Raw genomic sequence first — 21,964 nt, 5'->3', positions numbered from 1 at the left:
AGGTGAGTTTTATACTTTTAAAAAAACTTCTGCAAATATACTTTATTCTCCTCACCTTATTATTATCCCAAAGAATAATATTACTAATTATAACTTTTAAACGATGAAAAATGATGGGTTAAGATAGAAATCATCAAAAATTATTATCTTTTACTAATTTTTGAAATACATATATCCACTTTATAATATAAAATGAAAACATTTGAGTACTCTTGGCAAACAGCTGATAATATAGAAATATACGGTAAATGTTGGTTACCCGAAGACGAAAAACCTAAAGCGATGATTGCTATGATTCATGGTTTTGGAGAGCATATAGAAAGGTATGCCCATGTTGCAGCATATTTCAATCAGCGTAATTATGGTTTTATTGGATATGATCAAAGAGGACATGGAAAGACGCCAGGAAAAAGAGGTGTAGTACCAAGCTACGTTGCCGTTTTGCATAATGTATCAGAGTTGCTTTCATTAATCAAAGAAAAATTCCCTGCGGTGCCTATCTTTTTGTACGGACATAGTATGGGTGGGAATATTGTAACTTCCTATCTATTACAAGAAAATCCTGATTTCTTGAAAGGAGCAATTGTAACAAGTCCATGGTTGAGATTGGCACAAGATCCACCTGCGTGGCAAGAGAAAATAGGAAAGTTTATTGGTAGTATTTTTAAAGATTTTGTGATCCCGTCGAAACTAAATCCTGCAGATTTATCTACAGATTTATCAGTAGGGGAGATGTATGTAAAAGACCCTTTGGTGCATAATAAAATCTGTACTGCATTATATTTTGGGGTAAAAAAAGCGGGAGAGTGGAATATTGAAAATGCAGATCAGTTGAAAATAGATACTTTATTGATGCATGGAGATGACGATAATATTACATCTTATAAAGCGTCTGAAGAGTTTTCGAGCAAGGTACCTCAAGAGAATATAACTTTTAAGCTTTGGAATGGATTAAGGCATGAGATGCACAATGAAAAAATAAAGGAAGAGGTGTTGTCAGAAATTCTGAAATTTGTAGAGAAAAATTAATACATAAAAAAGCCTCAACCACTATATAATGCAGTTGAGGCTAGTATTAATCTTTTCGATTGGTTATCCTAAAGTCCTCCAATAATTTGGGCAACAATAATAATTGCAACTAAGGCAAAAGGATAAACGGTAGCATATGCTACTTGTGGTGCATCACTTTCAGTCATGTTGTCCATGGCACTTAAGCCCGGAGTTGAAGTCATACCACCTGTTAAAGCACCCATTAGTGAAAGGAAGTTTACCTTAAAGAACACATGTCCTACAATAGTAACGACAAGCATAGGAATTATAGTAATCAATGCTCCGATTCCAAATAATTGGAAACCATATTCACTGATTGTGGAAACAAGCTTAGTACCTGCTCCAACACCTACAGGAGTAAGGAATAACAATAGACCAAATTGTCTTAACAACGCATTGGCATTACTTGGTAAATGCCAGATGACTGGACCTGTTTTTCCTAATCTACTCAATCCTAAAGCGGCCATTAAAACACCACCTGTAAGACCTAGTGAGAAGGAAGAGCCACCTGGAATTGGTACTTCAACTTTACCTAATAATACACCGATAATGATACCTAAAGCAACTGGTAAGAAACTTGGTGTTTCTACCATTTTGATACTGTCACCAAAAAGCTCGGTAAGTCCTAGAATGTTACCTTTAGTAGATGAGATCAGAAGTTTATCACCGAATCTCAAACGAGTGGATGGTCTTGGTGATAAATCTAAACCCGCTCTTCTTACTCTTGTAATAGTTGCTAGGTAGTTGTTGTGTAAATCAAGTTCACCTAATGTTTTGCCGACTACATTTCTGGAAGAAACTACAAACCAACGAATCTCGTGTATACCGGAACGTGGGATTTTCTGATCTGTAGGCTCGCCTAATAGTAGCTCAACTCTTTTTAAAGCATCTTCAGTACCAACGGCTTTTACCAAATCTCCCTTATGAAGAACGGTATCTTTCATTGGTGGCTTACTCTCTGTGTTGGGTTCCATAACACGTGAGATATTAGCCTTTGTCATAAAGCGAATATTCAATTCACCGATGGTCTTTCCGTGAACGTTATCGTTAGTGACAATGAAGTTTTTATTGCTTAAGTCAGGAGTGTCTGCGGTTGCTTCTTCCTCGTATTTCTTCTCTGTTTCTTCAATGCTGACACCGAAGAACTTAGGAGCTAGTTTAACGAAAAGAATAACGCCAATCACACCAAAAGGATAAGCAATACCATAGCCAATAGAGGCAAGTGGTGATTGTGAACTTTCAATAGCAGCGGCAAGACCCGGTGTTGAGGTTAAAGCTCCTGTCAGTAGACCAACTGCGATTTTAAAGTCTACATCAAAAGCAACACCTAAAACGAAGGTTACAATACCACCTGTAACAACTGAAAGTGTGGCTAAAATGATCAGTTTGCTTCCTTGCGATTTGAAAGCCTCAAAAAATGAAGGCCCTGCTTGCATACCGATCGTAAAAATGAATAATAATAAACCTATTTTTTGAATGATACCTGGTATTGCAAAGTCATCAAAACCTAATGCATTCATAAGGTATCCATAAAACATGGCTACGAAAATCACTGCCGATAATCCAAAGGAAACTCCTTTGACACTGATTTTCCCTAATAAAATACCAAATGCAATAATTGCAAATAATGCTACGTAATCTGATTTCAGTAGCGATAGAAACATCTCCATATTATGAAAGAATGTTTTGTGTGTGAGATAATGAATAATTTGATAATACAAATGAACAACCTTTTATTAATAAAGTTGCTATTTAGATTTCTATAATTATGATGATCTTTTTCATCCTTTTTATTTGAAAAATGTGCTAGTATATATAAGTGTAAAAAATACTATGTAACATTATGTAAACAAAAAAGGTGGAGAGTGCTAATACCATCCACCTTTTAGAGAATTTGTAATAATAAATATTATATAATTAAATTCTATCAAAGAAATTAAAAATATCTAGGGTCTGATTCTTATTTTTATAAATCAGGATTGGAATATTAATATCAGAAAGTAAGAGCTTTTCTGCAGTACTTCCTAGGACCATTGATGCCATAAATGTTCTGCTTTTAGAACCGATAATGATCACATCAGCATTTTCATCTTTTGCCGCCTTATAAATAGCGTCAGCAGTGGTATCATCCTCTTCTATGAGAATAGGTTTTGTTTCTATATTATGATCATCAACGGCACTTTTCACAAAGTGATCTAATTTCTTTTGAGACACATCAGTTAAGATTTCTACCATTTCATCATAGCTCTTACCTGTAGTGCTGTATCCATTTGGAATGCGGAAGCAGTTGATAGCTAATGATTTGAGCTCGTGTATATGCCCTGCAATTTCTTCTACTTGTTGTAAAGCATCTTTGCTAGTCTCAGAAAAATTGATTGGAATAAGAGCTTTAGGTTCTTTTTCGTATTGCAATAATTCAGGTGCAAATAGGATAGAGCACGGAGCAAAACTTGCAATCTTACGTGCCACAGAACCAGTACCTTTACCCTGACTATTCTTACCGAGAATAACAATATCCGCTTGTTTTCTTTTCACTAACTTAATGATGGTTTCAGCGGGATTACCCTCTTCAATCAATAGTTCGTGATTAATGTTATCAATGTTCGGGATGTTTTCGTGAATAATTTTGTCCATACTCATTCTGATAGACTCATCCAACGGGCTAAGCATATTTGGATATTTATCAGTTACTTCTTTTGGAAGATCTAACGACTCTTGGACATGAATAAAATAAACCTTATCAGCGTTTGAATCATTGATATATTTATTGGCATGTTTTAATAATGGTACATCTTTTTTTGAGGCATCTAATGCTACGAATATTCTATTTAGTAATCCCATAATATTAATCTTTTATAGTAAAGTACTCAGTCAAAAAAGTTACTCGTCATTTTGTCTTTGTACTACAGTTAATTCAGTTTCACTTCTTACTATTATTTACGTTTGATAGTGATTTTTATATACATAATTTTCGTAAATATTTATTAATATCCAATGATTGTGATCAACAAATTTACACTTTAATGAAACTTATATTTTTTAACAAAAAGTAAGGCCTTGCTTCTTTAGAAACAAGGCCTACTTTTACATTAAATAATGATTTGATACTCAGAGAGTACTCTGTTTATTCTAATTTTCCTAGTCGCATCATTGCAGCTGCGTAGTAATTGCCAAGAGGATACTTTCTGATGTAAGTTTTATAACCTTCAATAGTGTCAATCTCTTGAGCACGCTTCCAATCATCTTCCTCTTTTGCTTGTGAATCATTTTTTAGAGAGCTGATTTTTTCTTTCGCCTCCTTCCAGTATTTTTTCTGTGTAGTAAGGTTAAGATAATTGAAGTAAGCTCCTAAAGTATTTTCCTCGCAAGTGTTTTTCCAAAGATCCTCTTCGTCTTCATTCAATTCCATTACCTCATCAGCAAAAGATAAATCATCAGCAGGTTCTTCAACTTTCACTTCTACTTCTGTTTCTGTCTCTACTTCAGTTTCAATTTCTGATGTAGTTTCTATTGAAGAAGTAATTTCAGTACTTTCGAAACCATTTAAAGAAGTAGCTGTTGTTTCTTCACTAAGGATTGGATCAACACCATTTTCAGGAATATCAGTTGATAAAACTTCAGGTACTGGTTCTGGAATTTCTTCTATTATAAAAGAAGATGTTTCACTTTCAGGCTCTGGCTCTGGAGTTGTTTCTTCAGTAGTTTCACTGCTTCCAAAATCAATCTCTTCAAAAGAAGTTGGAGTGAAACTTACCTCATTTTCTTTCTCTGGAGCTGAAGTGTCCACAAAATCTCCATGCTGAATGGTATTGATATTAGAGTAAGCATCTGCCAAATAATCATTTGATTCAGTACGGTTAAGGTATTCCTTGTAAGAATCTATGGTGTTAATTGAAAGTGCTGTCTGCCATAGCGTTTCCTCATCCATTCCATCAATAAATACCGTGTTGGAAACAGGAGTATGAGTTTCTTCAACTTCAGGTTGAGGTGTTTCTACTTCGATTACTTCATTAAGAACAGATTTCTCTTCGATGATCTCATTTGTAGTTTCCTCAGCAACTGTATCCTCAACTACAACAGGCTCTTCAACCGGAGTGAACTCAGGTGTTATATTTGGAGAAACTTCTGGAATTTCACCCTGATCAATCTTGTTGATTCTATAATAGGCCTCAGCAATCTGATCAGCTGTTTTCGTGTAATTGATATACTCCAGATATCCCTCTTTTGTATTCAACCTTTCAGAGCGAATCCATAGTTCTTCTTCGCTTAATTGTTCTAAAGAGTTGTTGTCAGATGGAGTGGTAGTAACAACTGGATCAGGTTCTACTTCAGAAAGTTCTACTACCTCTTCAATGATTGAATCTTGTAGAGTGATCTCTTCTGGAGTTTCTTGAACTGCATTGGATAGCTCTTGCGCTTCTTCAATTGAGAATGAATCTGATGAAACCTCAGTAATTTCAGGTTGAGTAATAGCAGGTGTGCTATCCTCTTCCTCAACTTCTTTTATGGCTTCATTCATAACCTCATCCAATTCAGAAATTGAAGGAGCAGGAGTAGTGGCTACATACTCATTTTCTTCTTCATTTCTTTCCAATTGAATGCGCTCATTATCTGTCCAAAGTAAAACTTCACCTTTTAAGCCTCTTGATTCTTCAATTTTGGCAAGCACATCTTCAATGGGTTCCATTCTAAGGTCCATTAGAAGTGCTCTTTCAATATTGAGCTCTTCTTTGACAGGTTCTTTTTTATCAATGATCTTAGCTACAGGAATAGGAGTAACTTCACCCATTTTTTGAGCTAATTTCTTTTTATGAATTTGATCAATTCTTTGATTTGCTTTCGTCGTAAAATGACCTTCTGGGAACATAGAAAGATAAAACTGATACCCTTCAATACTATTCCAGATTGCAGTTTTCTTCCAAATGGTAGTTTCCATCTCCTGTGTCACTTCATCTTTTGCCTTAGGCAATAATTCAGAAGAAAGCTCGCTTTCCAATTGAGTACGTAATTGTTCTTTTAATTCAAGCTCTTTATTTTTTACCTGTTCTTCAACTTCCTTGTCAAGGTTTTCCTTGATTTCTTTTTGAAGTTCAGCTTTTATCTCTTCTCTTAACTTTTCCTCTCTAGATAAAATCTTATCGCACTCTTCTTTTCTACGAAGAACAACAGGATCTTTTCTAAATTCTAAAGCTTTACTGTAATGCTCTTTTGCAATTGTAAATTTATTCTCAAAATAAGCCTTGTCACCCAAGTCAATATGAGAAGCAAACTGTAATTCATTATCACAGTAATTTACTTTTTCATTGTATAATTCATTATCAGAATCATACTTCAGCAGTTCAGTATATGTTTGTTTTGATGCTTCGAAATCTTCGTTGTCGTAATGACTGTTCGCAATTTTTTCCAATGATTTAATAATGCCTTTATAGGCAGTATCTTCATTGATGATTTCAAAAGCAGCTTGATATCTATTTTTGGCGGCATCATAGCTTTCGTTGTCAAACATCTGATCAGCTTGATGTAGTGTTTCAATGAAAGCAGCCATATTATTGAACTCATCGTCATTTTCGAAAAGTTCAATTCCCTCTCTTAGAAGCGGTAAAGCTTCCTCGAATTTTTTCTCCTCAAATTTGCTTTCAATTTCGCTTCTCAACTTTTTGGCTTTTGAGAACCTTTTATTAAGGCAAATCGGGATGTCATCTTTTTCATTAGTGATGAACAATACTTCGCGGAGTGCATCGTCTTTATTGAAATGACTTTTTACGTCATTTAGTGTCAATACTTCTCTTTCTTCCTCAATGCCAGTTTGGAATAAACTGGTTAGTTCAGAGGCAATTGTTTTATCGGCATTGACTTTGCCAAATTCAGAGACAATATAAGTTTTCTTTGAGCCTAATGTTAGAAGTTCCTTGATTGAAGTGTCAGATGAATCTTCCGCTTTGTTGGCCCTTCTGTAGTCGGCGTCCAGAATAATAAACACTCGCTTTGCTTCTGATTCACTAATGATCTCCTGTACTTCGTTCAAAGGAATGCCATTGATATGACATTGATTAATAGTAGTATGGGGAGATGAAAGAATCAATTTTCCTTTTCTTTCAATGAGATAGCCTGAGTAAAATAGTATTAACGTATCCTCAGTAGCATCTGCTACTTCAGCAATACGTTCTTTGATCATTGTATTCCCTTCAGAATCAACTAGGGAAATAATGTCTTTCTCATGAATTCCAAGGATCTGAGTATCGGTTAATGTATCTCTTAATAAGCTGATATCTTTATAAACATGCTCACGTCTATGAAGATCATCGTCTTTTAAAAAAGTACCTATACCTATGAGTATAGCTCGGGATTTTGATGAATCAAACATCAATGGCATATTAGAGTATTAATGAAAGTATTCTTAACATAAAAATAGTCTTCCCAATAGGTGGAAATAAGGGATAAAAGGAAGCCTTTTAAAAAATAACGCGATATTGCTATCTCTATTGTACAAGAAAGATTATAATTATCACTCTTCCAAGTCGTTTTCTTGAAAATCGTTATTTTTTTGGTCTTCGTCGTATTCTTTTCGGATGATATTTATGTCAGCAAGGAAATCATCAGGGTAGGGACTGAACTTTTCTTCTTTAGAAAGTAGCTTTTTTTCTTCCTCAATTTTTTCAACATCCACTGCTTCCTCTTTGGAAACCTCATTTGCTCTATCTTCCGCTTCTAAAGCATCCCAATCAATTTCTTGGTTCTGATCAGATTTATCTTTACTCATAACTATCTTATTTATATTACTTTATGAAGTATTCAGGACAAAAGTTATGCATCATTATTTGTAGTCAATTTATTGAGAATACCTGTATTCTTACATCATAATTAGAAACATTTTCGGGCAGTTCGCAATAAATCGTAAATGACAGTTTTTTTCTGACTACTCCAGTATTATTACAAATGTACATAGGTATTTTGAAATTATATTTATCTTTTAAAATTTATCAGATAACTTTTGCCTTAATAAATAACAAACTCCTATAAAAAATAATTGCACAATGAAAGAAAATTCCTTCCATTGTGCAAGACTACTAAAATATTTAGATATTTAATACACCACAGTGATTAACTGTTGAATATTTTCTCTAATATTTTAAGTGTAATGTAATATGTTGGTTTTACACCAGTTAGACCTAAACTACCGTTAGCTAAAGTACTTCCAGTAATAAGAGGATTATCAGAGGCATAATAGGCATATCTTACTTTAACATCTTTACTGATGTTGTTTCTGATTTTAGAAGCGCCTTGAATGGCTTTCTGATAGTGTGCACCTTCCATTTCAAGTCCCATTACTCCCCAAGAAGAGTTCTTGAAGTAAGTAAGAATATCTTTATTCTGTAAGGATGTACCTAGTACTGTCACCATTGGTCCGTCTACAAACTTCAAATCTTTAATGTCTTTGAAATCTTCTGGTGTAAGATCATTTTCCACTGGGTAGTTGTCTGCTGTTCCTTCAAAAATATGAGCAGTAGGTGTCATTACATCACCTTTACCGCCTTTTAAGATGCCAGCTTTACCCATGATAGAAACACTCTGAACATCCAAGTTGATTTGTTCGTTTTCTGATTCGTAAGGTTTTAACAGCTCGTCCATTGTTTCAAAGGCCTGCTCACCAAAAGCATAGTCCATTACTACAATGACAGGAGCATTTTCTTCTTTCTTCTCATCAGGCATCTTAATATTAGAGGGAAGAGAAGCAGGAAGAATTTTGGCAGTATCAAAAATCTGTACTGAGATATTTGTTCCTGATTCTTCTTGTACCTGAATCATGCCTTTTTCCACTGCAGAGTGATAGATCTTCTCTCTTAAATGTCCGTTGTCACCTTGGCTTACTTCTTCCATTAAGTTTAGGAAGTCTGTATTCTTCCCTTTTTTACCTAATGCATCACAAGCATAAAACGTGTTCATAACACTGTGCAGGTTTGAGCTTATAATGTGAATTGGACGGTGGATAAGACCATTGTGAAGTAAAGTTCTTTTAATCTTATTAGCCCATCTTTCACCATAAATGTGGTGACCAATTCTTTCACGTAAGGTAGGGCTGAAGCTAATGATTCTGTCTTCATTCTTCAATTCCTCATTGATAGCTAGTTTTCCTAACCAGTATACAATGTGGAATAGACCATTGTTTTTCTTAGAATGCTTGATAAAGCGGTGGTGAGCATCTCTTGTTTCTTGGTAAGTTCTGCCCAGAATTGTCGCAAGGTAAGTGAAAGCTACTTCCTCGTTTTCCTTTGTCAATGCTTGTTCACCTGTGACAATCTTTTCAAGTTGTTCCCATTCTCTTAGTGCATTGCCTTTTTTATCTTGAGCGTGCTGTTTGATCTTTTCAGCCTCAATATATATAAAGGTCAAATGTGTAAGGATGTCATAGATTTCACTTCTACCTCGAGTGATCTCAATGAACATTTGTTCTTCGTCAATACGATAGCAATTTCTTCGTCTTGCTTGAGGAATAATCTTTGTAAATGAAGATTTCTCGTACCCTTCTTCTGATGTTAATTTGATATATCGCGTTTCTTCAATTCCTTTAGGAAGACGATCAAAAACATAGACAAGTCCGTTGAGGTCGACTTTTTGAGGGTCAGCTAGAGAACCATAAATTTCAGGTTCAAGGATTAATAAATCTTGCATGATTGCATGACCAGATGCTCCACCGGGTTTGTAGTACCCTCTTATAAAGAGATGTCTCATTACTACATACATTCTTTCAATTGCTGCTCTCGACGCCTGTGCTCTTGTTAATTCTATCATATATTCTATTTAAATTGAAAAATTAATTGATTAGTATATTTATTGTAAATTACTTATTTCGATGGTATTAGGTCTTTAATAATGGATTGAACCGTCAATCTTAATCATTATTTAAAGTTAAAGAAACAAGGTAGTGGTTCAAATCACCCACATGAATCAAATTGACTTTGTAACCTGCTACAGCCGCATATTCTTCCAATACAGGGTAGCTCACATAAAGCCAGTCAAATTTATCACCTTTTAAATCGCCATATTCCATCCAATACTGGATTTGGCCGTAGTATTCAGCAGTAAGGTCAATAAGGTATGAACCATCTTCGTCTTCAAATAAATGAATGATATCTGAGGAGTCAAAAATGATTTGTCCGTCTTTCTGAATGAAATTTTTAGCTTTTACTAAAAATTCAGCTAGGCCTTCTAGTGTTCCTACTAGTCCAATGCCATTCATCAGCATAAGAAGTGTGTCAAACTTTGGTCCGTCATAGTCGTAAATATTTCCACCAATGACATTGTGAATACCTCTTTTTTTCATGGTTTCCACTGCCAATGCTGAAATATCCATTGCTGTGACGTCTTTACCTCTTTTTTGAAGTGCCAAGGCATGTGATCCAGCACCTGCTCCAACGTCCAAAATTTTACCTTTACAGTGATCTAACGCCAGTGTTTCAATCTCTGGCATGTCCTTTTCATCTCTAAACAGTAGAGGGACAGGAATGTCATCAGGCTCACTAAAGTCAGAATATACTTTTACACAGTAATCCTCATTTCTATCTTCTTCATAAGCGGCAATTGCCGCTCCCATTGCATCTTTTGTTACTTCTAATGTTCTCCCGTATGTGATATGAGACATGACCTTAAAATATGGTTAAAATACTAAAGTGTAAAATTTATGCAAGTAACCACAATTTTTCTGAATGGGCAATTGTTTGGTGTTAATAACTGTGATTTAAAGGAGAGTGACCAGTCTGTAAAAATCAATCATAGTGATACGAAAGGCATTTTTTTCCTCTATTGTATCCAAAAAAGGCACTCTTTTGTCTCCAAATTCTATTTCAAAAGTGACATCATCTTTGTTGAGCAGGTTATAAATTTCTGAAGTAAATAAAAATTGATCCGCCATACCGCCCTGTTTGTATCTGATTTCACCTTTCAGTTCATTGCCATGGTCTACCCAATGCACTTTGAAGAGTTGATATCCTTTAAAGAATTCATTGGGTGCCAACATGATAAATGCATTGTCATTGCTGTCAATGGTGACTAAATGAAGGTTGATGATTGCTTGTGTAGAATCCTGAACGGCTTTGTTATAAAGCAAGACATTCATATGTGTGGCAGTGTCGGTTTGAGGAAGGTCCACTTTATCGTAATAGCTTGCTCTTACATTTTTAAAGTACATCCTTGTTTGATCATATGTCACAAACTTTGGGGCAAAAGGATCTATTATGACATCTTTGTAGGGTTGACACGCAGTAGAAATTAAAGTGATAGTCAGTATAAATAAGAGTTTTTTCATGAAAACGTAATAAAAAATGATTCACTTTTATAACTGAAATCCTTACCTCTTCAGTATGTGAAGGTAAAAATTCTTTTGTGCTTCAATTATCACATTATAATAACTCTCAGTAGCTGAAATAGTTATGTTGTTTAAAAAAATAGCACCAGAATAAAAGTAAAATTCAGCGTTTGAAACCTTTTATTCTGGTGTTAATAGGGATTAGACTATAAACGTTGCATTAATTTTGGAGTAATGGCATTTTTCCATTCTCTAAAATCACCGTCTAAAATATGTTGACGTGCCTCTCTCACTAACCAAAGATAGAAAGTAAGGTTGTGTACACTTGCTACCATACCGGCCAGAGCTTCATTGGCTTTGAACATGTGACGTAAGTAGCCTTTAGAATAGAATGTACTTACATAACCTCCCAATTCAGCATCCAATGGAGTAAAATCATCTTCCCACTTCTTATTTTTAAGGTTCATAATACCTTGAGTAGTGAAAACATGTCCGTGTCTTGCTTGACGTGTTGGCATCACACAGTCAAACATATCAACACCTAATGCAATATTTTCAAGGATATTTGCAGGAGTACCAACACCCATCAAATACCTAGGTTTGTCTTCAGGGAGAATATCACAGCAAAGTTCTGTGAATTCATACATCATCTCAGCAGGTTCACCCACTGATAAACCGCCAATCGCATTTCCTTCTCTTTCAAAACTTGCAATGGTTTCAGCAGATTGAGTTCTTAAGTCTTTGTATGTACTTCCTTGAACAATAGGGAATAAAGATTGGTGATAACCGTATAAAGGTTCAGTCTCTGCTAATCTGTCGACACATCTTTGCAACCAGCGGTGCGTCATATGCATAGAGTTTTTAGCATAAGTATAATCAGAAGGGTAAGGAGGACATTCGTCGAAAGCCATGATGATATCGGCTCCAATTGAACGTTCAATATCCATCACTTTTTCAGGAGTGAATAAATGTTTTGAACCATCAATATGCGATCTGAAAGTAACACCTTCTTCTTTGATTTTTCTGTTGTTAGCCAATGAGAAGACTTGATATCCCCCTGAGTCAGTAAGGATCGGTCTGTCCCATCCGTTGAATTTATGTAAACCACCTGCTTTTTCAAGAATTTCAGTTCCCGGTCTTAAGTAGAGGTGGTAAGTATTGCCAAGAATGATCTCAGCATTAATATCTTCTTTTAATTCTCTTTGGTGAACTGCTTTTACTGTACCTGCCGTTCCTACAGGCATGAATATAGGTGTAAGGATCTCACCATGTGCAGTCGTGATTTTACCTGCACGGGCCTTTGTTTGTGGATCCTTTTGTTTTATTTCAAATGTTAATGCCATATGTTATTTTCCGTCCTTTAAATTATAGGAGCTTAGAGCTGTTCCAAGCATACTCTTAAGATAGCTAGGTGCAAAGGTAAACAAAGACATTTAGAATTTCATTCCACACAATTCACATTAAGAGTCATTATAAGTAACAAAGTGTAATTTATTGACTGAAGTTCGAAAGTTTTTTCTACAGATTTTATCGTAAAAACTTGGCGTAGAGGTACTATTACACTGTTTTTCTGCGTTGTAATGACAAAAAATAATGTAAGAATTACCTATAAAGTATTTTAGACTTAGTACATATTGTTAAAAATTGAGTAAATTTGATTGATTGTAAAACCTTTTTAATAATTTAATAGCAAAGTTGCTAGAATAATGTGTTTTATTAATTAATATTGTTGAGGAGTAAATTTCTCTTCAATACTATTATTTTAATTAGTATATTATTTAATAACTAAATTACTGACTAGTTACTTTTAATTATCCATATTATAAATGAAACAAATTAGCTTTTATAGAGCGATAAAGATTTATAATTTATTTCTTCTCATGCTGTTTCCAATGTTGAGTTTTGGTCAAGATGGAGAAATGATTATCTCTGGCGTGTACAAAGGAACTAATTTATATGTTGAAAATCCTTTGTTGTCAGACGGTACTTTTTGTGTGAAAAAAGTAATGATCAACCATAGCGAGATGCAACGGCTTCCTTTGGCAAGTGCTTTCGAATTGGATATGGGGCATTTGAAAAAAGGAGATCAGATTAGTATTGTTATATTTCATTCCAATGATTGTGTGCCAAGAGTGTTGAACCCAAATGCTATACGTGACCAAGGCCACTTTCAATTTGTAGAATTGGATATTACAGAAGACGGCTTAGAATGGATTACATCAGGTGAAGCAGCTGAAGGCAATTTTGTGATCCTGAGAATGGAGCACAATTCTTGGAAAGAAGAGAAGATTATTCAGGGTAAGTCTGATCAGAAAAAAAATAAATATTTTTATAAGGTACTTCACCACTCTGGAGAAAACCAATATAAAATTAAGTATTTAGAAGTAACAGGTAAAGTATACAACTCAAGTGTACTTGAGCATACTTCTAATTCAGAACAAGTAAAGTTTTATCCAAATAGGGTTTCAAAAACACTTTCTTTTACAAGACCAATCAAATATGAAATACTTGATCAATATGGTAAAGTAATTCTATCTGGTAATTCTAAGGAGGTCAATTGTGCAAAACTACCTGGCGGTAAATATTACTTTGTGAATTACGATAATAAAACCGAAAGATTTTTTAAGAAATAAGATTACATTTATTTCAACGAAAAGGCCTTCTCTAGTTCAAAACTAAAGAAGGCCTTTTTTCATAATCTTCTATGGAATGACTTGTTATTCCATTTTTTCAATTTCGATAAGGACATGACCTTTATCTACTGAATTTCCTTCAGCAGTGTCAATTTTCTTGATAATGCCAGACATTGGGGCTTTGAGAATGTTTTCCATCTTCATGGCTTCCAAAATGATTAAGTTCTCATTTTCTTCTATTTGATCACCTTCTTTACAAAGTAATTCCAGTACTTTTCCTGGCATTGGTGCTTTAATTAAATTCTCTTGGCTTCCCTTCTTCGTGTTCATTCCCAACTGATCCAATAATTGATCAAGTTTAGACTTGGCCTCAAGATTTACTTTTTTGCCATTTATTTTTAGTGTTACATTTTTGTAAGAAGTGTCTGCTGTAAGGATCTCAATATCATAGCGTTGTCCTTCATGGTTTACATTGAATACATTGGGGTGAGTTTCTTTGTATTCAATATTGTAATTTTTATTGTCTATTACTACGGATTGTTTGTCCTTTAGAATAGAATATACTTTGTCATTAACAGAAATATTGAGCATTGTGTTGTGTTTAATTTGGTGTTTATAAATATAGTATATCCGAAGTTTTATTATCTAATAAAATAACGCATCAGAATTTGTATCATTAAATTGTGATACTATTTTTATTGGTGTTTTTACTTTCTTTAAATATAAAAAAAAGGATTTAGAGAAAACTATTATTTAACTAATTATGGAAAAAAACTATCTCAAATTTTTATGTTCCGTACCTCTAATTATAATAATGGGGGTATTTAATGTGAGTTTTGCACAGGAATATCAAAGCCAAGATTCGCTTTCAAATTATCAATCAAAATACAATCCACCTGCTAAAAGAGGCATGGAGTGGGGATTTTTTGCGGGGCCTTCATGGTCATTTCCTGCAGGAAGTTCACCACAGTTACAGACCGGAGCTCAGTTTAGTAGTGTGAGAGAAAGAACAAGAACTACTATGTTCTTTGGTTTTAAATTCAATTTCCACGTGCAAGAACGCCTTTCTGTTGAGTTTGATGCAATGTTTAATTCAATGGGACAAAAGACAGAATTCAGTGGCTTTATGCATGAAATAGGTCAGTCGAATGAAACTGTAAAATATACAGATGTTTTGAGCTACTTCGTTTTTCCTTTGACTGTTAATTATTACTTGACTGAAAATATCTATATCAAAGGTGGTTTATATGGAGCAACTTTAGCAGGAGCACAAAGAAGAGAAGGTGGTGTTTTTGGTGATTATGTAGATGTTGGACCTTTATTTAAAGGAGGTGACTTTGGTTTTACTGCCGGTATTGGTGCTGAAGCTAAAATGTTGTTTTTAGAGTGGAGATATAGCAGAGGTTTAATTGACGTCACTTTTGATGATGAAAAGTATTATAACCAAAATGTTCAACTTGTTGTAGGTTTAAAATTTGGAGGATAAGATGTATAAAAATTTATTATTAGCAATTGTAGCAACAATACTATTCAGTTGTGGTACTGAATTGGAAAATCCAATCAATAACGTACCTGATAACAGTAATTATATCTATACTTCACATGTGAAATATTATAAAGTTCCTGGTGGAGAACCTGATGCAGAGCAAGATTTCAGCGGTTATTTATCCATGAGTATTAGTGAGGTGAGTGGGACTGGCAGAATAGAGATTCAACCGGAATATGGTGTGGATTGGACTCTAAGCATGGACGATTTGAATACTATTGCAAGTGATTCTAATTTATTCGTGATTCCTGAGCAGAATGTTAGTATTAACGGAGATAACTTTTCTGTGGTCGGAATGGAAGTTCATAAACACAATAATACTGTATATCACGTACTACAAACAGCAGATTCAGTATTCATCAAATACAACTCGTTTTATTTAGGAAGCACTTCAGATTATAAATATACTGAAGGTGAGATTAAAGGACGCAGGTTTAGATAATATATCAATTTATTACACAGTAGGTTTTAACCTTCCATGTAATAAATTCTTTTGACTCTGGAACTTACTGAAGTGAGAATTTCGTAAGGTATTGTTCCAATTTCTTTTGCAATGGTAGATATTGAACGGTCTTCGCCAAAGACGATTACTTCGTCACCTACATTGGCTGTGATATCGGAAATGTCTACCATTGTCATATCCATGCAGACATTACCAATTACGGGTGCCAATTGCCCGTTGATAACAACTTTCCCAACGCCATTGCTCAGCCTTCTATCGAAACCATCGGCATAACCAATTCCAATGGTGGCAATTTTTTTCGGAGCTTCTACCTTTCCTTTTCTGCTATAGCCTACAGTTTCACCTTTCTTCATCTCTTTGATCTGAGCAATGACTGTTTTCAAAGTAGCCACTGGTTGTAAATCATCTTGCTTAAGATTGTTGACTTCAACACCATGAAGACCGATGCCTAAACGAACCATATCCATTTGTGCTTTTGGATAGCGAACAATCCCAGCTGAATTAAGGCAATGCTTGATGACATGATACCCCAATGCGTTTTCAAGTTTTGATGTAAGTTGTTGGAATTCTTTGATTTGATTTTTGCTGTAAGAATCATGAATGCTCTCGTCAGCACCAGCCAAATGAGTGAAAGCCCCTTTAACAGAGATTTTATCACTCAATTTGAGAAGTCTTTCCTCCAATTCATCATAATTGTCTGAGGTGAAACCTAAACGATGCATTCCAGTATCAAAGTTGATTTGAATGGCAAAAGGCTCGTCATGGTTTTCTTCTGCAATGAACTTTTCCAAAGCAGACAGCATTTCAATATTATAGATTTCAGGCTCCAATTGATGCATTCTCATCATCTCAAAAGAATCAGGAGAAGGAGTGAGTACCATAATAGGGGTTCTAATACCATTCTCTCTCAGTTCCACACCTTCATCTGCAAAAGCAACGCCTAGGTAGTCCACCAAGTGATATTGTAAAATGTTGGCCAATTCACTTTTACCGCTCCCATAACCAAGGGCCTTCACCATTACCATCACTTTAGTTTGAGGTGAAAGCTGTGAACGATAGAACATGAGGTTGTGTACTACAGCATCCAAGTTGATTTCTAATTGAGTACTATGTATTTTTTTCTGAAGTAAAGTAGCAATTTTCTCAAACTCAAATTGTCTGGCTCCCTTCAGTAATATTAATTCTTTATTGAAATGAAGCTCACCATTTTTTATAGCTTTTCTGACTTCATTTGTATTGGAATAGAAACATTTTTCATTGATTTGAAAGACTTTTTCAAAAGATTGAAGTTGCTCCCCAACACCGACAAATTTGTCGATTTTGTATTCTTTACAAAGCTGATTCACTCTTTCATACAAAGCTTTTTTATCTTTATCACCTTGTAAAAGATCGGAGAAAATCAGTGTTCTAGGGTATTTTTCCTGATTCTGGCTTAAAAATGATAACGCAATTTGTAAACCGCCCAGGTCATTATTATAAAAGTCATTGATAAGCACCGTGTTGTTGATTCCTTCCTTACGTTCTAAACGCATTGGAATTCTCTTTAATTTATTGATTCGGCTATTGATTGTTTCAAAAGGATATTCCAAACAGACCAATATTGCAACACAGTGCATAACATTCTCAAATGAAGCATCATCTAAAAAAGGAATATTCATCGGAAACGTTTCTCCTTCATAGTTGACCATGATTTCATAATCTGCTACTTTCATAATTTTCAAATCAGCATCTGGGTGCTCTCCCCAAGAGAAAGTAGGAAGTTCCAATGCCATCAGTTTTTCATCAATCAGAGGGTGATCTTTGCAGTAAACTACAATTTCACAATTTTTGAAGAGTTTGGCTTTTTCATCAATTTTCTGTTCTAAAGTGTCAAAATCTTTATCATGGGCCGTACCGATGTTAGTGAAAAGACCAATATTAGGCTGAATGATTTTCTCTAGCTTTTCCATTTCATTGGGCTGAGAAATTCCTGCTTCAAAAATTCCTAAATCATGTTTATCATTAATCTGCCAAATAGAAAGAGGGACTCCAATTTGAGAATTATAACTTTTAGGGCTTTTCACTACGTTATAATCCATTTCCAAAAGAAAATATAACCACTCTTTTACAATGGTTTTTGCATTAGAACCCGTAATGCTGATAGCAGGTAATTGCTGATGCTGTGTTCTATGCCAAGCAGTGAGTTGTTGCAAGGTGGTGAGCGTATTCTCAGTGTACACAAAAGTGGCCTCTTTATACAAATAGGCTTTGTCGAAAGCACTGGTCACCACAAATTTTCGTACTCCTTTTTCATAAAGTTCAGGGATGAAAGACTGACCGGTCCTTTTCTTGCCATCCAATGCGAAAAAGATGGTATTGGAGGGTGCTGAAAGCTGTCTACTATCAATAAGCAGGTATTCTGCATTCCAAAAAGAGGTTGAAAAGTCTAGTTCCGATTGAGGCATATCTTCCTGTTGTTATTTTTATGAATTTGAAACGAAGATTAAAGATAAGTTTCTGAGAATTACTTTTAAAGGTTGGCTGTGATTAAATTCGAGAATAGATTTTCTCATTGTATTAAGTTTAGTTTAAAGTGATTGATAAACAATTGTTTAAGTGTAGTGTTAGCAGTTGTAATTTTGATTTAATATTGGTTAATCAAATGAGCAATTTATCAAAGAATTGAAAAACAACGCGTATGTTTGTGAAACTGTTACAATCAATACATTTTAGCTCGTAAAGATTAATCATTTCAAAACATTCCACCTAGTTCAAAGTACGCATAACTTTCATCGACAAACTTTAGGTAATGTGATTTACTATAGAGCAAGAAGAAAACACTATTAATGACAAATTTATTAAATACATATAAAACGCATTACAAAGATACTATTCGAATAGCCACTCCGGTTGTTATTTCACAGGCAGGTCAAAACCTTACCAATATTGTTGATAATATGATGGTGGGGCATTACAACACTGTGGATTTGGCAGGAGCAGGATTTGCGAATAGTTTATTTGCCATTTTTCTGGTTTTCGGAATTGGCTTTGCAGTAGGTGTAACCCCTTTGGTAGGGAAGGCTTATGGGCAGAGAGATTTCAAAGAAATGGGAAGTCTGTTCAAACATAGCATGACTTTAAATGCCTTATTCTGTGTATTCCTAGTAGCAGTGTTGTTGACGTTGACACTGTTTATGGATTATATGGGGCAAACACCTGAAGTGGTGGAAGCAGCAAGACCATACTTGATGATCAATACATTTTCACTGATTCCTTTGATGCTGTTTTTCACTGCAAAGCAATTTGCAGAAGGAGTGAAGCACACCAAAGTGGCCATGTATTTTACACTTACGGCCAACATTATCAACTTCTGTGTAAACTATGTTTTGATTTACGGAAAGTTTGGAGCCCCAGAATTAGGGCTGACAGGAGCTGGGATAGGAACATTGATTTCTAGAGTTGTTGGAGGAGTTGGTATGATGTTGTATGTGTTGAACAGTAATCATTTCCATAAGTACTTAGAGAGTTTTAAAACCACAAAGATACATGTCAGTAAGTTGTTGCAGCAGTTGAAAATGAGTTTGCCAATTGGCTTGCAAGCTTTAATGGAAGTAGGTGCTTTTGCTGTTGGAGCAATGATTGTGGGTTCTGTAGGAACTCAGCCTATGGCGGCGCATCAAATTGTAATGAGTATGATTTCTCTGACATTTATGATGGTGAGTGGTGTAGCTTCAGCTGTTTCAGTGAGGGTTAGTAATTTCTATGGAGAAGGTAAGTGGGAACAGGCACGTTTGGCAGGGTTTACAGGAATGCAATTTGCCTTGATGGCCATGTCGATTTCTGCTGTGACTTTCTTGGTTTTTGATGAGTTCTTGCCTTCGTTATTTACAGAAGACCTTGAGGTAATTCAGTTTGCTGCATCTATGTTGTTTTTCGCGGCACTATTCCAGCTTTCTGATGGTGCTCAAGTGATTATGACAGGAGCTTTAAGAGGAATTTCAGATGTAAAAGTTCCTACTTTTATTTGTTTTATTTCTTATTGGGTTGTATCGCTTCCGTTAGGTTATTTCTTGACGAATTATACAGATTGGAGCTTTTTAGGCGTTTGGATTGGTCTTTCTACAGGCTTGACTTTGTCTGCTATTTTATTGTTTTTTAGATTTACCTTAACAACAAATCAGGAAATCAAAAATAATAAGGCAAATCAAAATGCCTGGATAAAAAGCAATGCATAATCAAAAAGAGACTTTACGAAAACAAATTATACAACAACGCAACGTTTTATCTACAGCTCAGGTAGATAAAGCTGAAAAAGATATAGCAGCAATTTTTTGGGATCAAAATTCTCAAGAAGTTGCTGTTTTGCATACCTACCTCCCCATCAATAATGAGGCCTCAACGTTATTGATTATTGAAAAAGCTTTAGAGTTAGGGTGGACGGTAGTAGTGCCTAAAACCTTACCGAAACGTCAATTGAAGCATTTGGTGTTGAAAAATCTTACACATCTGAAAGAAGGAAAGTTTGGAACCAAGTTGCCTTTAGAGGAAATTGAATACAAAGGTGAAATAGATTATGTATTGGTGCCAGGAGTTGGCTTCTCAAAAGAATTGGGTAGAATGGGGTATGGAGGAGGATACTACGACACATTTCTTTCTGATTTCCCCAATGCAAAGAAGATTGGAGTAGGGTATGACTTTCAAGTTATCCCAAAGTTACCTGTAGAAGAACACGATGTACCGATGGATCGTTTGATTATCGCAACTCTGTAAACTGAAAGTAAACTATCCTTTAACCTTTTTTGGAGTACAAAAAATATTCAATGTAAAAATTATGTTTGTGGCATTAACATAACAAACATGATATGAAGTTCAGTACGAATCTTACATTAATTACATCACTTGCAGCTTTGGTAATGAGCTGTGAAACTTCTCAAAAAAAATATAAAGATCCTCGTGATCACGATTCAGCAATGAAAGTAGCGTATGAGATGCAATCAAAAATACCACATTCAATAAAAGCTGATGCTGAAACAGTTCCTGTTAATTCACCTGTAGATGCAGATGCGGCGGATGATCCTGCTATCTGGTATAACGCTGTAAGTCCAGAACAATCAATTATTATTGGAACAGATAAAAAACAAGGACTATATACTTATAACCTAAAAGGAGAGCAGCTCGATTTTATTGCAGTTGGAAAAGTAAATAATGTAGATGTTCGTCAGCAATCTGTTGTGAGTGGTGATACATTAACTATAATAGCAGCATCCAATAGGACGCATCACAATGTAAGTATTTTCACAATGGATAGTTTAGGTAAGTTAGAAGCAATTAAGTTACCTCAAGAAATCTTATTAGATGATTCTTATGGCTTCTGCATGTATCAAGATACGGCTTCCGCTCCGTATTTTATCATGAACTCAAAAGATGGTACAATCAAACAATTTGAACTGACTTTAAAGGAAGATAAAAGTGGTGAGTTGTCATTGGTGAGAGACTTCAAGGTGCCGTCTCAGCCAGAAGGTATGGTGGCTGATGATGTTACGGGAATCTTGTATGTTGGAGAAGAAGCAAAGGGTATATGGAAAGTGGATTTAACAGATGCGTCTTCTCAAATGCAGTTTATAGCGGCAACTTCTGTTGAAAACAACGAAGCTTTAGTAGCTGATATTGAAGGAATCGCTATTTATAAAACGGGGGAGAAAACAGGTTATTTAGTTGCATCTAGCCAAGGAAACTTCACTTATGCATTATTCTCACTAGAAACAGAGGAGTACCTGAAAAGCTTCAAAATTGTAGATGGAGTGGTAGATGGGGTAGAAGAAACGGACGGTTTGGAAGTTTGTAATATGCCGATGGGAGACCAATACAAAAAAGGAATTTTAGTGGTGCAGGATGGCTTCAATTATGATGGAGATTCATTAAAAGCTCAAAATTTCAAAATTATATCTTGGGAAAAGGTTCAGAATATTATTGACCAAGCAATCTAGGTG

At 35.1% G+C, this 21,964-nt stretch carries 17 protein-coding genes; 7 read left to right on the top strand and 10 right to left on the bottom strand.

Annotated elements, in window-relative coordinates:
- Positions 1–192 precede the first annotated feature (192 nt).
- Complete coding sequence (locus tag AVL50_RS12670) at positions 193–1,029, top strand: alpha/beta hydrolase (RefSeq protein WP_062616869.1); 837 nt, start codon at positions 193–195, stop codon at positions 1,027–1,029.
- 68 nt (positions 1,030–1,097) lie between these two features.
- On the opposite strand, the gene AVL50_RS12665 is transcribed toward AVL50_RS12670, so the two are convergent.
- The 8 genes from AVL50_RS12665 to tgt all read right to left on the bottom strand — a co-directional run bounded on the left by AVL50_RS12665 (position 1,098) and on the right by tgt (position 12,696).
- Positions 1,098–2,714, bottom strand: coding sequence for an aspartate:alanine exchanger family transporter (locus AVL50_RS12665; protein WP_062616899.1), 1,617 nt, complete (start codon positions 2,712–2,714; stop codon positions 1,098–1,100).
- 253 nt (positions 2,715–2,967) lie between these two features.
- Positions 2,968–3,891 (bottom strand): universal stress protein, encoded by a 924-nt coding sequence (locus tag AVL50_RS12660; RefSeq protein ID WP_062616868.1) that lies wholly within the window; start codon positions 3,889–3,891, stop codon positions 2,968–2,970.
- A gap of 283 nt (positions 3,892–4,174) precedes the next feature.
- Positions 4,175–7,414, bottom strand: a complete 3,240-nt coding sequence (locus AVL50_RS12655) for a hypothetical protein (RefSeq protein ID WP_157491316.1) — start codon at positions 7,412–7,414, stop codon at positions 4,175–4,177.
- A 141-nt stretch (positions 7,415–7,555) separates the two neighbouring features.
- Complete coding sequence (locus tag AVL50_RS12650) at positions 7,556–7,810, bottom strand: hypothetical protein (RefSeq protein ID WP_062616866.1); 255 nt, start codon at positions 7,808–7,810, stop codon at positions 7,556–7,558.
- Positions 7,811–8,151: 341 nt separating this feature from the next.
- The gene (locus AVL50_RS12645; protein ID WP_062616865.1) at positions 8,152–9,840 is read right to left on the bottom strand and encodes a hypothetical protein; all 1,689 of its coding nucleotides are present in this window, start codon (positions 9,838–9,840) and stop codon (positions 8,152–8,154) included.
- 100 nt (positions 9,841–9,940) lie between these two features.
- Positions 9,941–10,690 (bottom strand): bifunctional 2-polyprenyl-6-hydroxyphenol methylase/3-demethylubiquinol 3-O-methyltransferase UbiG, encoded by a 750-nt coding sequence (locus AVL50_RS12640; RefSeq protein WP_062616864.1) that lies wholly within the window; start codon positions 10,688–10,690, stop codon positions 9,941–9,943.
- A gap of 96 nt (positions 10,691–10,786) precedes the next feature.
- On the bottom strand, positions 10,787–11,353 hold the full coding sequence (locus AVL50_RS12635) for a hypothetical protein (RefSeq protein WP_062616863.1): 567 nt from the start codon (positions 11,351–11,353) through the stop codon (positions 10,787–10,789).
- Positions 11,354–11,559: 206 nt separating this feature from the next.
- A complete protein-coding gene (gene tgt / locus AVL50_RS12630) occupies positions 11,560–12,696 on the bottom strand; it encodes a tRNA guanosine(34) transglycosylase Tgt (protein ID WP_062616862.1) in 1,137 nt (378 codons plus the stop codon).
- A 483-nt stretch (positions 12,697–13,179) separates the two neighbouring features.
- Here tgt and AVL50_RS12625 point away from each other — a divergent pair, with 483 nt between their 5' ends.
- Positions 13,180–13,986 carry a hypothetical protein gene (locus tag AVL50_RS12625; protein WP_157491315.1) on the top strand — a complete coding sequence of 269 codons (807 nt, stop codon included), beginning with the start codon at positions 13,180–13,182 and terminating at the stop codon, positions 13,984–13,986.
- 84 nt (positions 13,987–14,070) lie between these two features.
- On the opposite strand, the gene AVL50_RS12620 is transcribed toward AVL50_RS12625, so the two are convergent.
- Complete coding sequence (locus AVL50_RS12620; protein ID WP_062616860.1) at positions 14,071–14,577, bottom strand: biotin/lipoyl-containing protein; 507 nt, start codon at positions 14,575–14,577, stop codon at positions 14,071–14,073.
- A 223-nt stretch (positions 14,578–14,800) separates the two neighbouring features.
- Between AVL50_RS12620 and AVL50_RS12615 the strand changes: the two genes are divergently transcribed.
- Together AVL50_RS12615 and AVL50_RS12610 are read left to right on the top strand one after the other, a co-directional pair.
- A complete protein-coding gene (locus AVL50_RS12615; RefSeq protein ID WP_062616859.1) occupies positions 14,801–15,472 on the top strand; it encodes an outer membrane beta-barrel protein in 672 nt (223 codons plus the stop codon).
- A 1-nt stretch (position 15,473) separates the two neighbouring features.
- A complete protein-coding gene (locus tag AVL50_RS12610) occupies positions 15,474–15,974 on the top strand; it encodes a hypothetical protein (RefSeq protein ID WP_062616858.1) in 501 nt (166 codons plus the stop codon).
- Positions 15,975–16,000: 26 nt separating this feature from the next.
- Here the strand turns inward: AVL50_RS12610 and AVL50_RS12605 are convergent, their stop codons facing one another.
- A complete protein-coding gene (locus tag AVL50_RS12605; protein WP_062616857.1) occupies positions 16,001–18,439 on the bottom strand; it encodes a bifunctional UDP-N-acetylmuramoyl-tripeptide:D-alanyl-D-alanine ligase/alanine racemase in 2,439 nt (812 codons plus the stop codon).
- Positions 18,440–18,820: 381 nt separating this feature from the next.
- Here AVL50_RS12605 and AVL50_RS12600 point away from each other — a divergent pair, with 381 nt between their 5' ends.
- The 3 genes from AVL50_RS12600 (at position 18,821) to AVL50_RS12590 (ending at position 21,961) form a co-directional block, all read left to right on the top strand.
- On the top strand, positions 18,821–20,209 hold the full coding sequence (locus AVL50_RS12600) for an MATE family efflux transporter (RefSeq protein WP_062616856.1): 1,389 nt from the start codon (positions 18,821–18,823) through the stop codon (positions 20,207–20,209).
- Positions 20,202–20,744, top strand: coding sequence for a 5-formyltetrahydrofolate cyclo-ligase (locus tag AVL50_RS12595; protein ID WP_062616855.1), 543 nt, complete (start codon positions 20,202–20,204; stop codon positions 20,742–20,744). Before AVL50_RS12600 ends, AVL50_RS12595 begins: the two co-directional genes overlap by 8 nt.
- A 92-nt stretch (positions 20,745–20,836) precedes the next feature.
- The gene (locus tag AVL50_RS12590) at positions 20,837–21,961 is read left to right on the top strand and encodes a phytase (protein WP_062616854.1); all 1,125 of its coding nucleotides are present in this window, start codon (positions 20,837–20,839) and stop codon (positions 21,959–21,961) included.
- Positions 21,962–21,964: the final 3 nt, after the last annotated feature.

Origin of the sequence: Flammeovirga sp. SJP92, assembly GCF_001583495.1 — a bacterium.
Lineage (GTDB): Bacteria > Bacteroidota > Bacteroidia > Cytophagales > Flammeovirgaceae > Flammeovirga.
Note: the sequence above shows the minus strand (reverse complement) of the source record. Positions and strands in the feature narration are given on the sequence as shown.

Bases quoted from the DNA above. Each gene is read 5' to 3' on its own strand.
- AVL50_RS12620 (WP_062616860.1), bottom strand. From the start codon at position 14,577: ATGCTCAATATTTCTGTTAATGACAAAGTATATTCTATTCTAAAGGAC.
- AVL50_RS12600 (WP_062616856.1), top strand. From the start codon at position 18,821: ATGACAAATTTATTAAATACATATAAAACGCATTACAAAGATACTATT.
- AVL50_RS12635 (WP_062616863.1), bottom strand. From the start codon at position 11,353: ATGAAAAAACTCTTATTTATACTGACTATCACTTTAATTTCTACTGCG.
- AVL50_RS12615 (WP_062616859.1), top strand. From the start codon at position 14,801: ATGGGGGTATTTAATGTGAGTTTTGCACAGGAATATCAAAGCCAAGAT.
- tgt (WP_062616862.1), bottom strand. From the start codon at position 12,696: ATGGCATTAACATTTGAAATAAAACAAAAGGATCCACAAACAAAGGCC.
- AVL50_RS12590 (WP_062616854.1), top strand. From the start codon at position 20,837: ATGAAGTTCAGTACGAATCTTACATTAATTACATCACTTGCAGCTTTG.
- AVL50_RS12640 (WP_062616864.1), bottom strand. From the start codon at position 10,690: ATGTCTCATATCACATACGGGAGAACATTAGAAGTAACAAAAGATGCA.
- AVL50_RS12610 (WP_062616858.1), top strand. From the start codon at position 15,474: ATGTATAAAAATTTATTATTAGCAATTGTAGCAACAATACTATTCAGT.
- AVL50_RS12605 (WP_062616857.1), bottom strand. From the start codon at position 18,439: ATGCCTCAATCGGAACTAGACTTTTCAACCTCTTTTTGGAATGCAGAA.
- AVL50_RS12645 (WP_062616865.1), bottom strand. From the start codon at position 9,840: ATGATAGAATTAACAAGAGCACAGGCGTCGAGAGCAGCAATTGAAAGA.
- AVL50_RS12660 (WP_062616868.1), bottom strand. From the start codon at position 3,891: ATGGGATTACTAAATAGAATATTCGTAGCATTAGATGCCTCAAAAAAA.
- AVL50_RS12625 (WP_157491315.1), top strand. From the start codon at position 13,180: ATGAAACAAATTAGCTTTTATAGAGCGATAAAGATTTATAATTTATTT.
- AVL50_RS12655 (WP_157491316.1), bottom strand. From the start codon at position 7,414: ATGTTTGATTCATCAAAATCCCGAGCTATACTCATAGGTATAGGTACT.
- AVL50_RS12670 (WP_062616869.1), top strand. From the start codon at position 193: ATGAAAACATTTGAGTACTCTTGGCAAACAGCTGATAATATAGAAATA.
- AVL50_RS12595 (WP_062616855.1), top strand. From the start codon at position 20,202: ATGCATAATCAAAAAGAGACTTTACGAAAACAAATTATACAACAACGC.
- AVL50_RS12665 (WP_062616899.1), bottom strand. From the start codon at position 2,714: ATGTTTCTATCGCTACTGAAATCAGATTACGTAGCATTATTTGCAATT.
- AVL50_RS12650 (WP_062616866.1), bottom strand. From the start codon at position 7,810: ATGAGTAAAGATAAATCTGATCAGAACCAAGAAATTGATTGGGATGCT.